Below are 11,787 nucleotides of genomic sequence, written 5' to 3' on the forward strand. Positions count from 1 at the left end.
AGCTTCCTTGTTGGGGTTGAACAGATGGCGGATAAACACTGCACGCTGCGCACTGTAACAAGTGAAAATGACATGCCAATGACATCTAGATGACTTGTGAATTTCGTTTATATTGAAGGATATGTGTTTTTTGATTCGGCGATATGTCTGGCGCTGGGAGAGGTCGGCGAGTGAGGTGTGCCTTACCGCAGCGTCTGAGTATTCACTCGTTTTTGGGATGCTTGCTGCGTTTAGCAGATTGCGTATGTGGAGTATGCAGCGATGCTGCCGCCGTATTCAGACCTGTCAATTGGCAGAGTTTGAATGTGGCGGCAGTTTAGGCGGTGGGGTGACCACGGCTTTAGCGGCATTGACCAGGTCTTCTTTATTCCCATTCCAAACCGGCAGTTGAGCCGGTGGCAGTGGCAAGACCTTGTCCAGATTGGGGAACTTGAGGTCGGGATTATGGTAGAGCGCGTCGCCTAGGGCGCTATAACGTTCCGAACGGGCGGAGTCTTTAAAGTTATTTGTGAGTGGATCATCGTGAGCGCGGAAACTGGAGGATAAATAATTAGCACAGTCTTCACATCCCATTTTGACGCCTTCGTGTAGCACGATTAGAGCCCGGCTATAGTCTTCATCAAGGCTCTTGTCTTTACCGACAAGAGTGACACCAAGTCGTAAAGCAGCTTTACCATAGCCCTGCGCAAAAGCACATTCCAGCATACGTAAACCTGTTTTGCGATTTCCCCAAAAGCCTTCTTGTGGATTGTCGTAAGTGGCACTTAATGCCTTGCCTAAAAAAGTCTGCGCCCCCGGACTACCCTTATAGGCAGCGAGTTCCCAGAATGCATAGGCACGACTCGCATCACCATTCACACCAGCGCCGTTTTGATGCAAGCTGCCCATCAGATCAAAGGCTGACGGTATGCCCAGTTGCATGCCTTGCTCCACCAGCCTGACTGCGCGCTCAGGATCGGCAGCGATTTCATATGGTGCATAGCCATCGCCTTCTGTCAGCAGGCCAGCCAGATTCAGGATGGCTTTCCAATGCTGTTTGTCTGCGGCCTGTTGCCACAGTTCTGCGGCCTTAGGGTAATTGCGCTGATTGGGTGGCAGATCGCGGCTGGTGATGCGCATGCCTTCCTGGAACCAGGCTTCGGCCTGCGGGTCAATCGGCGGAACCTGATCGGCCTCATGCACACATACAAAATCCTGACGATGCGGATCAAAGGCTTTTAATTCCATATTGCGGGGTAGTGTGGATTTCATAGGGCAGCCAGTCAGGGTGGTGATCAGTAAGCAGCAAAGTAAAATCAGGGTGCGGCGCATAGGGTGTCCTTATTATGATGACTCTGCCTGGCTCTGTTTTAGCCCTGTTTCTGCCAAACTGCCGGTAAGCTAATCACGCTGTTGCCATCTGCATTAACTGCATTGGCGGTCGTTGCCCCCAGCCATTGCCAGCGCAGCTCTCCCGCTGGAATGACGGTTTCTGCGCCAGTTCCTGTTCCGGTTTGCGGTGGTACCGGAAAACGCTCCCCGGCCTGCACATAGGCCTGCTGCGCGGTCACACTCATTGCCGCCCAGCGTTTGCTGCATGGATGACTATTTGCCAGACTGCTTTGCCAGATACCGGTTTGCGGACAAGTCTGCTCCCCATCACACATCAGTTGTTGCTCCGGTGGCGCGATACAGAGCGCAAGCTGGCGTGCGACCAGCGGACTCAATGCGGGCTGCTGCAAAGGTATCGCCTTACCCAAATATGACCAGCGGCTGTTGATACGTTGATTCGGGCTTAACTCCCACCAAAACATCGCCATGATCGCTTGCTGCATGTCGCTGTCCCAGTCGGTCCATTCATTGGGCATGCCGAGCACTTCACGTTCGAGATAATGACGTGGTGCCAGATGTTGACTCAGCTCGTGGACGGTGCGCATTTGCCATGGCTTGTCCGCTAAGGCGGGATCAGGCGGTAGCTGCAACAACCAGTAGCCACTGCGCGGCGCTTTATAAGGCCAGTAGGCCAAGACCTCGATCGGCTCAGCTGGCAGGGTCATGCCAGGTGGCACGTAATAGCGGGTATTGTTGCGGCTGCTGCCAGGATGTGGCGGCAGTTTAGGCGGTGGGGTGACCACGGCTTTGGCGGCATTGACCAGGTCTTCTTTATTCCCATTCCAAACCGGCAGTTGAGCCGATGGCAGTGGCAAGACCTTGTCCAGATTGGGGAATTTGAGATCGGGGTTATGATAGAGCGCGTCGCCTAGGGCGCTATAACGTTCCGAACGGGCAAAGTCGATGAAGTTATGCGTGAGTGGGTCATCGTGGTGGCTAAAGCTCGACGATAAATAATTAGCGCAGTCTTCACATCCCATTTTGACGCCTTCATGTAATACCTTTAGTGCGCGTTCATTGTTTTCATCAAGCTCAACTTTTGTTCCAACGATGGTCGCACCAAGTTCATAGGCAGCTTTACCATAGCCCTGCGCAAACGCACATTCCAGCATACGTAAACCTGTTTTGCGATTTCCCCAAAAGCCTTCTTGTGGATTGTCGTAAGTGGCACTTAATGCCTTGCCTAAAAAAGTCTGCGCCCCCGGGCTGCCCTTATAGGCAGCGAGTTCCCAGAATGCATAGGCGCGACTCGCATCACCATTCACGCCAGCGCCGTTTTGATGCAAGCTACCCATCAGATCAAAGGCTGACGGTATGCCCAGTTGCATGCCTTGCTCCACCAGCCTGACTGCGCGCTCAGGATCGGCAGCGATTTCATATGGTGCATAGCCATCGCCTTCTGTCAGCAAACCAGCCAGATTCAGGATGGCTTTCCAGTGCTGTTTGTCTGCGGCCTGTTGCCACAGTTCTGCGGCCTTAGGGTAATTGCGCTGATTGGGTGGCAGATCGCGGCTGGTGATGCGCATGCCTTCCTGGAACCAGGCTTCGGCCTGTGGGTCAATCGGCGGCACCTGATCGGCTTCATGCACACATACAAAATCCTGACGATGCGGATCAAAGGCTTTTAATTCCATATTGCGGGGTAGTGTGGATTTCATAGGGCAGCCAGTCAGAGTGGTGATCAGTAAGCAGCAAAGTAAAATCAGGGTGCGGCGCATAGGGTGTCCTTATCCATGACGGAAGCTGATTTGGCGTGTATCTCTGAAGGGGATGACGAAACCTGTGATAGGTTCGCCTTTGAAAACAGAAATATCATTCATTTTCATTAGTTGCATCCAATCGTTAAACGCTCTCAAAATGGCTTTTTCAGTGCCATCTCCGCCGTCACAAAAACCAAACCCACCCGTATGCTGCGCCCAAACCCGCTTGCGTAACTCAGTCGTTTTATCGACATCATTGGTGACCATATTGATTTCACTATCTCCTGCCATGCTGCGCAAATTCATGTTTGCACTACCCAGTGTGAGGAAGGAATCATCGATCAGCATCAGCTTGCTATGGATATAGACTTGCCGGTAATTCGATGCCGGTTTTGGTAGCGGGCGTCCTTTATTGTGTGTAATCAGTCTGGCCAATAACACTTTCAGCCCCATGCTTTCAATTTCACCGGTCTTAGGATTTTTGACTGGCTCGCGCACCTGATCTGCGGTTTGCAGCAGCGCAGGCTTTTGTGGTTCCATGTGTGGACGTTCCATCTGTTCATGCGTACCCAGACTATTCCATCCGGCGAGATCGCGATCATATTGCTTACGCATCGCCGCAAGCAGTGCTTGCTGTCCACCCTGGCCACCCTGCTCATTGCTGCCCATGCTTTTTCCTTCGCCCAGGCTCCTGACCATGTCATAGGTGCGCGGCACCATGCCATCATCTTCTGGCTGGGGAATCACGCAAATCATATGCAGTAAAGTGCATTCCTGATGCTTTTTACCCGCGTCCTGCGCCCATTGGATGAACTTGCTGCGTTTTTCTTTCAGATGCCTGACCCAGCATTCGTAAAAGAAATACTGGTTTTCGATATACAGGTAATTACGTGCCAGGCCCGCGCTTTGGAAATAAGCATTCTTGATGGTTTTGTCGCTTTCTTCCGGCTGGGTACGCACGATTTGTATCACCGAGCCGTTTTTGACTTTGGGCAGTAAGGATGGAAGCGCAGTGTTTTCTTCAGGATGGGCTTTGCCCCCGGCACGCAACCATGCGCTGAAAAAATTACGATGCACATCTTGTAAAGCCGCACCCTGAATCCGGCTGACATAATCGTGTAAGGGATCGCGGCTGACAGGACGCCGCTGCCCTAATTGTCGCGCAGTAGCTGATTTCAATGCCCAGTCGGTTTCGCGCAATGACGTATCAAATAAATGCTCGCTCGTGTCCCAGTAATCGCTGGTGGAATTGAGTCCCATGACATAGCCAGTCGCGGCTTTTCCACCCAGATGCGTATAGTCGATCAGGAGGGTTTTTTGGTGATGGGTGCCATTTTTAACGATCAGATCATATTCATTGATGAGCCCGGCATGACTAGGCGCGGCGGCGCTGGGCATGTCTTCCGGGCTGGCAGGATCGCGCAGGTTTTTCAGAATTGCATCAGCATTGTTTTTACGGGAGCGGACTTCCAGATTGGGTATCCGGCCGGCCTGAGCATTCCGCCACCATTGCACACAATAGTCCTGGCGCGCCTGTTCCGGGCTAACAGGCGTTTTGCGCATGGCTGTATTGGCTGAAGGCGGCAGTCCAGTCATCGATGACTGCATGGCTGCACCTAAGGCTATATCTTCGGCGCTGGTATTCGGTGTGCTTAACAAATAACCGCTGCGCTGATCGCCAGTCAGTCCAACTAAATTATTTTGTATGTAACCCGGCAAATAGGCATGCCAGACCAGCAGCCTGACCTTGACCCCACGCGCCGCGATCGCAGATAACAAATCTCCATAAGTCTGTCCGCGTGGCCATGCACTGTTCTCTTTTCGTATCAGTTCCATAGCAGGGTCAAATCCCCAGCAAATCAGATCAACTGTGCTTTGTGCGCGCGCGATGTCACGGGCTATCTCAGAGAACGCCTGCTGACCGCACATAAAAATATCGAGCTGATTATGAAAAGTGATAGGGTGTTTTGCCTGGTCGCGTTCACAAAACCATTGCACCGTACAGTGTGCGACCCGCTTTGTCGTGTCGATATGCGTCGTGTTGGCTTGATGGGTTTGCGGTGTGGATGCGCTCATCATGTCTCTCCGGAAGTGGCATTATCAGGTTTCTGCATGAGAGAACCACGCTGTCCCTGATTCGACAGCTGATGTTCATACACCCTAGCTAATTGGGTGTGAACAGGGATATCAAATACCGTCCCATCACTGAGCCTGATTTGATAAGAGGTCGTATCGTTGCTATGGTTTTTGATCAGGATTTGTCCAAACGCATCCGATACACCGCTGGCGATTTTTGTCCCCGATTTATAAACCTGATAGGGCTCATGGGCGAACGAGCGGCTATGTTGTCCATGTGAAGTCAGATTCAGTAACAGTTCGCTTTCATCAGGCAATGCGATGCGCTGATCGGTCAACGGCAGCGCTTGATTTTTAGGGCCGCTGCGACGGTGACTGGCCGCATGCACAGTTCTGCTACCCGTCGTGCCGTCCTCAATATTGGTATCGAATTTGGTGTAACTGCCGCCGCCGTTGATCACGACTTGTTTGGCGCCGGTGATGTGGATGTGGTCGGCGTCGTAGCGGATGTCTAGCTTGGCGAGCAGGTGCAGGTTTTGTTGTAGCGCCTTGATATCCACATCCCCATTTGCTGCAATCAGTTTCATCCCGGCTTTGTAGGCAAACAGCCGTATCGCCTTGCGTGCACTCGCGAGCAGGCTGTGGCCGCTGCTGAGGCTGATGTGTTGTTCGGCAGTGATCGCGTGTTGGGCGGCACTGTGTTGTTGGGTGCTGCCAGCGGTGGTGCTGGCGATGCCTGCAGGACTGGTGAGCAGGATGTGGGGCTGGCTGAATTCGGGGAAGTGGTTTTGATTTGTGCTGGAGGTATTGCTGGCCTTGTTTGTGTTCGTGTTTGCTGTGCCTGCGATTTCTGCATTTTGTTGTTCAAGGTCTTGTGCGACCTGAGGCTGATCGCTTGCTTCTTGCGCTCCGGCCTGCTGCGCGGCGTCAGCCAGACTGGCGTGTAAATTGTGCGCGTGTTGCAGCCGTTGTGCGCTTTCGTTCAGGCTGGTGTGATGTTGCTGGGCCTGGGGTCTTGCTTCGCTGCTGATCAGGATGCCGTCTTTGGCACGGACAGCGCCGTGGCCGTCGGTGCGTAGTTCAAAGCCTTGGCCGCGTGGGTCTTGCCGTCCACGGTTGTTGTCGATGCGGGTGATGTGTCCGAGGCTGAGCTGGCTGTGTTGGTGGTCGCTTTTGAGTTGTAGCTGAATTTGTTCGGCGGTGTCGTCGAGGATCAGGTGATTGCTGCGACCGGCACTGGCATTGCCGCCGCCGGCTGTGAGTTCGCGGCTGCGCAGGCCGGTCAGGGCTTGCTGACTGGGTAGCTGCCAGGGCGGCAGGTTGTTTTGATTGTGCAGGCTACCGCTGCAAATCGGTTGATCGGGGTCGCCACCGATAAAGCTGATCAGCACTTCCTGACCGATGCGCGGTATGCTGAGTTGACCAAGCTGATTACCGGCCCAGGCTTGCGCGACGCGTACCCAGCAACTGCTGTTGTGATTGCGTTTGCCGTAGCGGTCCCAGGGGAACTGGATTTTAATGCGGCCGTAGACGTCGGTGTAGAGGTTGTTAGCAGCAGTGTCGGGATCGGGGCCGGTCACACGTGCGACTTCGGGGCCTAAGCTGCGTGGCTTGGCTTGTGTCAGTGCGGGGCGCAATATGCAGTTACTGGGCTGGACGTGGAAGTCGGTTTGGATTTGCCAGAGTCCGGCTTGGTGGTTTGTGTCTACATTCAGCACATGATGCTGCAGATTGTTCTGCAGATTGCGCTGCGTATCTTCGCTCACATTTTGCAGGCTGAATGTGGTGTGCAAAATCAGGTATTCGATATTCGCTGCGGCTTGCGGATAGTCAGTGAGCGTAAAACTCATGCCCGGTGCCAGGCCACGTAAATAGGCGCTGCCCGTTGCGCGCTGGCCGTGCTGACGCCGTTCTTGCAGGCGGATTCTGGCCAGGTAGTCGCCCTGTGGTTCAGTCTGATTAAGCGCATTGTCACTGCCTGCATTCGGCTGGCTGTAATTGCTGCCTGTATTCGCATCACGCCATAAATACACTTCCTGGTTCGCATGGCCGGTAGGACGAGCATCGCTGAAGCCCGCATCCAGACTGGCTTCTGGCCGGGTGTAGTCGTAGTCGCGACTCGCGACGCTGCCGCTGGTGAGGCGGTGTTCGGGACTAAAAGCGTGGATGTAATCGCGGTCGGTCTTGTGACCGGGCGGGTAGTAAGGCAGTGTGACGTAAGCCGCAGACGCACTGCGAAACGCGGCATTGTGATCGGACAGGATGAGCCGGTGTACGCCTGCGCTGTGTTCGAAATGGTAGTTGATGCCCCATTCCTGCATCAGCCTCACGACAAACTCCAGATCGGTCTCGTTGTACTGCACGCAGTAATCACGCAGCGGATAGCGTTCGATTAAACGACGCTCGACTGCAAACGGATAATCGGCTAACACCGCGAGGATGGTATCGACGGGAGTCTGATTCTGAAACACCTTGCAATCGCTGGAGAGACTCGCGAGATGCAGCCAGGGTTGCAGCGTACATTCAATCACGGCATGGCGGCTGTCGAGACCGACGAAACGTGCCGCCGTCACGACAGCAGACAACTCACGCACGCCTGCGCCAAGATTCACGACAGCGCCACCAGGCAGACCAGACACAAAGGAACCCCTGCCTTCGAGTTCAATGTGGCAGGTGATTTCTTTGCCGATCACCTGATCGGGATGGAAGGCGGTGCCAGGTTTTGCGCTTAAACCCAAGTCAGCAACACCTGTCACGTCACTGCTCTGCAAGCGCAGGGTGTAGCTGAATAAAGTATTGATGCCATCGCTGCCGCACAGGCTCAGAGGACTAAAACCCGCCAGCCCACCCGCCGTCACCGCCGGACCGGAAATGCTGAGTGCACGCGGGTGGTGGAAGAGTTGGGGCATGATGGGGCTCCTGGATGGGAAACAGAAATGAATGCCTGTCATTAAGCGACAATTGCTAATTGTCAATAAATCAATGACTTTTATATATTAATTGAGTTTCCAGGCTGGCAGCGCAGCGCTGCGCGCTAACTGACAATTGTTTTCAATGTTGCAATTTATCAAGGCCTTGCTTTCCCCTCCGTTGGTGCCAGCCATTTCTAAATCCGCCAGTCCGCAGGCAAGCTTGGCCTAAGCTTGGAAAAAGTCTATAATGAGACTTAATTTAATCCAGTATTGGACTTTTATTTGCTGTGAATGTAGCTAAAGCAATGGATGTGCTGTGTTGAGGAGTGTGTTTGAATAGATGAAAACGGAGGTGAATATGGCAGTCAGCATGAAAAAAGGTGGCGATAAAATGGGCGGTGGTCCGGTCTTGCCACCGATCTCAGACGTAGCTGTACGCAGCAAATCTTCATCTGCCACCCCTGCAGCAACAGAAAAAACTTCAGCCAAGGTACTGACGATGCCTTTTCGTGGCAATGTGACCGAAGTGATACACCATATGCGCAATGGGGTCAGTGCTGAACTGGTGCCTGTGATTGCGCGTCAGTTTGGTATGACGCAGGATGGCTTGTTTGAACAATTGCGTCTGCCGAAAAGCACCATGAAATCCCGCATCAGTAAAAATGGCTTACTGTCCTCTGCTGAGCAGGACAGAATGTACCGTGCTGACAAAGTCTGGAAGCGCGCTTTGAGTGTGCTGGAAGATGAATCGGCGGCGCGGCAGTGGATACGCGGCGTCAACCGTGCGCTGGGTGGCGAAACGCCTTTATCGCTGCTCGATACCGAGGCAGGTTATGAGCTGGTGCTCGACACCTTAGGAAGGATAGAGTACGGCGTGGTGTCCTGATGTCGGCGCAACTGGTCTGGCGTATCGCAAAACATACGCCACAATACCGCGCCGATGATCTGAGTGGCGGTGGTGCCAAGGCAGTCGGCGGGCGCTGGAATGCCAAGGGCAGTGCGGTGGTGTACAGCGCGTCCAGCATTGCACTCGCAACGCTGGAGACACTGGTGCATCTGGGTGATCAGATCGCGATCCGCAATGCCTTTCTGGTGCAGATCACGATACCGGCTAAAGTCTGGAAAGAACGCGAAGTGATAGAAGCCAGCGAGCTGGACCCGACCTGGCTGGCCGAGCCACCAGGCTCCGCCAGTATTGATTTTGGTACGCAATGGTTGCAGGGGATGAGTGCGCCGCTGTTGCTGGTGCCATCCATCATCGTGCCGGAAGAATACAATGTGTTGATTAATCCCGCCCATGCGGCGGCCAGACAAATCAGCGCGACCGTGAAGCGGCAGTTTATTTACGATCCGCGTTTGTGAGGCGTTGTATGGGCTTCGGAATTAGCCCCGGACGCCAGCGCACCCGCCCAGAAATCGCGCAGACTGGCCAGTAATTCCGTCTGAAAATCTGGCCGTATCGGTGCAAATTGCGGTGCCGCCAGAATGCGCTGCAAATACTCGGGATAATCCAGCGTCTGCCACAAGCCGCGTATCAAGGCGTGGGTACGCAATAGCAATGCGGCTCCGCGTCCCGCTGGCAATTGCAAAGCCTGATCAACGCGCTGACCGGTGCTGACCAGGGTCTGGGTCAAGGACGTTTTAAATTCCAGCAAATACGCTTCACTCAGATTCTGTTCCAGTACGCTGTAGGCCATCGCATCCAGCCGCAGAAATTCAGGATGCGTCGCGATGTATTCGCAGACTTCCTGCAGCAAACCATCCAGTCCTTGCGCCAATGCCGCACTCTCCAGATAGCTGCTGATACGGCGTAGTAAACCATCAAATTCCTGCGCTAACAGCGCAACAAAAATTTCCTCTTTTGTGCGGAAGTACAGGTAGACCGTGCCTTTTGCGAGGCCGGATGCCTGCGCAATTTGCGCGGCCGAGGGCAGTTGATGGCTGTCGCGAACAAACAGTTCACGCGCCGCTGCCAGGATGGCGTTGCGGCGTAAGGCTTTATCATCGTCGGACAGGGCTCTTTGCTTCATGGGTGCGTGAGGGCAGGGGATACAGTGGTCAGACATTGTAGCTGTTCTGCGCTATAGCCGCAGCCGCAGCGCAATCACAACGCAATCGCAGCGTTCAGCCCTGCAACTGCTCCGATTCCAGTATCAGCAGCTTAGGCATTTGCGTCGCTTGTTGCGCTGGTTCTGCTTTGCTTACATTGCCCGCACAGGCCGACTGCGCCAGTCTTAACATCGCGCCTGCCACTACCGAGATTCCAACCGGGCGGTAACGTGCCGGCAGCAGCCAGCGCAGCGGACGCAACACACGCAGCGCAATCGCTTCACCGCTTCTGTGATCTGGCCGCTGCTGTCCTTCATTGTCGAGTAAGGCAGGGCGTACTATGCCCAGCGTGCTAAAGCCCAGCGCCGCCAGATCGCGTTCAGTTTCAGCTTTTACCCGCAGATAAAACGAGGATGCCTTGAGCGCCGCACCCAGCGACGAGTTATAGATCATGCAGTTCACACCCGCCGCCCGCGCCATCGTCGCGCAACGCAGCACCAGATCATGATCGGTCTGGTAAAACGCCGCCTGCGAACCCGCAAGCGCCATCGTGGTGCCGAGCGCGCACAACAGCACATCGGCCTGCCAGATTGCATCGTCAGCCTGTAGCTGACTGAAATCGCGAACCGGATTGAGCAGGCGCGCATCAGCAGCAAAGCCAGTCAGCGCACGGCGCGTCGGTGCGCACACCTGAGTTACGCCTGGTAGTGCCAGCGCTTGCCGTATCAATGATTGCCCGACCAGTCCGCTGCCGCCCAGTATCAGGATACGCATAGGCTCAGTCCTGGCTGTTTGTGAGGTTTGCATGATGCCTGCTGCTCCGTGGGTTTCAGTTTTTCATGAGAGTGTACGCGACTTTGCTTTGTATGCTGCGTGGCGTAAAGCGATTGCTGAAGATCGTCAGTTTATTCATCAGCCCCGGCACCACGCTGAGTTTACCTTTGAACATAGCCTGCAAACCGATGTGCGCCACCGGCCGCGATTGCATCATCACCAGCCTTTGATACAGCGTCGGCTTTTGCCCCGACACCGTCAAAAAATTCGTCGCCGTGATACCCGGCGACAGCACGCTGACCTTCACGCCATACGGTGCCAGTTCCTGATGCAGCGCCTCGCCAAACAACAGCACATAGCCCTTACTGCCTGCATACGCAGCATAAGTCGGCGTCGCCTGATAAGCCGCGATACTCGCAATCAGCAACATATAACCACGCCCGCGCTGCTTCATCTGCTGGCCAAACACATGCGTGAGCCGGGTCAGGCTCAGCATATTCAATTGCATCATATCCAGCGTCTTTTCCAGCGGCTGCTGCAGGAATTCGCCATACAATCCATAGCCCGCATTATTGATCAGGATATCAATCGCTATCCCATCCGCATCCAGCCCCTGTTTCAATTGCGTAGCCGCATCCGCCGCCGTCAAATCCAGCCCCGTCACCCGCACCTGCACCCCATGCTGCGCCCGCAATTGTGCCGCTAATTCTTCCATGGGCGCAGTACGCCGCGCCACCAACACCAGATTCGCCCCCCGCGCCGCCAGCAAATGCGCAAAATCCACCCCAAAGCCACTGGACGCCCCGGTAATCAAGGCCCATAAACCACGAATGTCTTGCATATTTCCATCCTTTTCCATGCTGGATTTGATTAAATGACTATCGGTCAGTTGTGTTGTAAAAATA

The 11,787-nt window shown here is 54.4% G+C and carries 9 protein-coding genes; 2 read left to right on the plus strand and 7 right to left on the minus strand.

What is annotated here, in order from left to right; genetic code table 11:
• Positions 1-285: 285 nt before the first annotated feature.
• Genes H8K43_RS17390 through H8K43_RS17405 form a run of 4 tightly spaced genes read right to left on the minus strand, consistent with a single transcriptional unit; the run spans position 286 to position 8,056 of the window.
• Positions 286-1,311 (minus strand): SEL1-like repeat protein, encoded by a 1,026-nt coding sequence (locus H8K43_RS17390; RefSeq protein WP_186905031.1) that lies wholly within the window; start codon positions 1,309-1,311, stop codon positions 286-288.
• A gap of 38 nt (positions 1,312-1,349) precedes the next feature.
• Positions 1,350-3,089, minus strand: a complete 1,740-nt coding sequence (locus H8K43_RS17395) for an SEL1-like repeat protein (protein ID WP_186905032.1) — start codon at positions 3,087-3,089, stop codon at positions 1,350-1,352.
• Between the two features lie 9 nt (positions 3,090-3,098).
• Positions 3,099-5,150, minus strand: coding sequence for a phospholipase D-like domain-containing protein (locus H8K43_RS17400; protein ID WP_186905033.1), 2,052 nt, complete (start codon positions 5,148-5,150; stop codon positions 3,099-3,101).
• Entirely contained in the window at positions 5,147-8,056 is a 2,910-nt protein-coding gene (locus H8K43_RS17405) for a type VI secretion system Vgr family protein (protein ID WP_186905034.1), read from the minus strand. Before H8K43_RS17405 ends, H8K43_RS17400 begins: the two co-directional genes overlap by 4 nt.
• Before the next feature lie 361 nt (positions 8,057-8,417).
• On the opposite strand from H8K43_RS17405, the gene parS reads away from it, so the two are divergent.
• Both parS and H8K43_RS17415 read left to right on the plus strand, forming a co-directional pair.
• On the plus strand, positions 8,418-8,945 hold the full coding sequence (gene parS, locus H8K43_RS17410; protein ID WP_186905035.1) for a type II RES/Xre toxin-antitoxin system antitoxin: 528 nt from the start codon (positions 8,418-8,420) through the stop codon (positions 8,943-8,945).
• Positions 8,945-9,421 (plus strand): RES family NAD+ phosphorylase, encoded by a 477-nt coding sequence (locus H8K43_RS17415; protein WP_162018258.1) that lies wholly within the window; start codon positions 8,945-8,947, stop codon positions 9,419-9,421. The genes parS and H8K43_RS17415 overlap by 1 nt, the downstream gene beginning before the upstream one ends.
• Here H8K43_RS17415 and H8K43_RS17420 read toward each other — a convergent pair.
• The 3 genes from H8K43_RS17420 to H8K43_RS17430 form a co-directional block, all read right to left on the minus strand.
• Positions 9,403-10,089, minus strand: coding sequence for a TetR/AcrR family transcriptional regulator (locus H8K43_RS17420; protein ID WP_186905036.1), 687 nt, complete (start codon positions 10,087-10,089; stop codon positions 9,403-9,405). The two genes, H8K43_RS17415 and H8K43_RS17420, sit on opposite strands and share 19 nt — an antisense overlap.
• 94 nt (positions 10,090-10,183) lie before the next feature.
• Positions 10,184-10,915: a Rossmann-fold NAD(P)-binding domain-containing protein gene (locus tag H8K43_RS17425; protein ID WP_186905037.1), complete on the minus strand. Its 732-nt coding sequence runs from the start codon at positions 10,913-10,915 to the stop codon at positions 10,184-10,186.
• A 22-nt stretch (positions 10,916-10,937) separates the two neighbouring features.
• Positions 10,938-11,723 carry an SDR family NAD(P)-dependent oxidoreductase gene (locus tag H8K43_RS17430; protein ID WP_186905038.1) on the minus strand — a complete coding sequence of 262 codons (786 nt, stop codon included), beginning with the start codon at positions 11,721-11,723 and terminating at the stop codon, positions 10,938-10,940.
• Positions 11,724-11,787 lie beyond the last annotated feature (64 nt).

This window comes from Cognatundibacterium curvum, from assembly GCF_014284235.1.
GTDB classification, from domain to species: domain Bacteria; phylum Pseudomonadota; class Gammaproteobacteria; order Burkholderiales; family Burkholderiaceae_D; genus Undibacterium; species Undibacterium curvum.

Excerpts from the sequence above, each read along its gene's own strand:
- H8K43_RS17390 (WP_186905031.1), bottom strand. The coding sequence starts at position 1,311 with ATGCGCCGCACCCTGATTTTACTTTGCTGCTTACTGATCACCACCCTG.
- H8K43_RS17395 (WP_186905032.1), bottom strand. The coding sequence starts at position 3,089 with ATGCGCCGCACCCTGATTTTACTTTGCTGCTTACTGATCACCACTCTG.
- H8K43_RS17400 (WP_186905033.1), bottom strand. The coding sequence starts at position 5,150 with ATGATGAGCGCATCCACACCGCAAACCCATCAAGCCAACACGACGCAT.
- H8K43_RS17405 (WP_186905034.1), bottom strand. The coding sequence starts at position 8,056 with ATGCCCCAACTCTTCCACCACCCGCGTGCACTCAGCATTTCCGGTCCG.
- parS (WP_186905035.1), top strand. The coding sequence starts at position 8,418 with ATGGCAGTCAGCATGAAAAAAGGTGGCGATAAAATGGGCGGTGGTCCG.
- H8K43_RS17415 (WP_162018258.1), top strand. The coding sequence starts at position 8,945 with ATGTCGGCGCAACTGGTCTGGCGTATCGCAAAACATACGCCACAATAC.
- H8K43_RS17420 (WP_186905036.1), bottom strand. The coding sequence starts at position 10,089 with ATGAAGCAAAGAGCCCTGTCCGACGATGATAAAGCCTTACGCCGCAAC.
- H8K43_RS17425 (WP_186905037.1), bottom strand. The coding sequence starts at position 10,915 with ATGCAAACCTCACAAACAGCCAGGACTGAGCCTATGCGTATCCTGATA.
- H8K43_RS17430 (WP_186905038.1), bottom strand. The coding sequence starts at position 11,723 with ATGCAAGACATTCGTGGTTTATGGGCCTTGATTACCGGGGCGTCCAGT.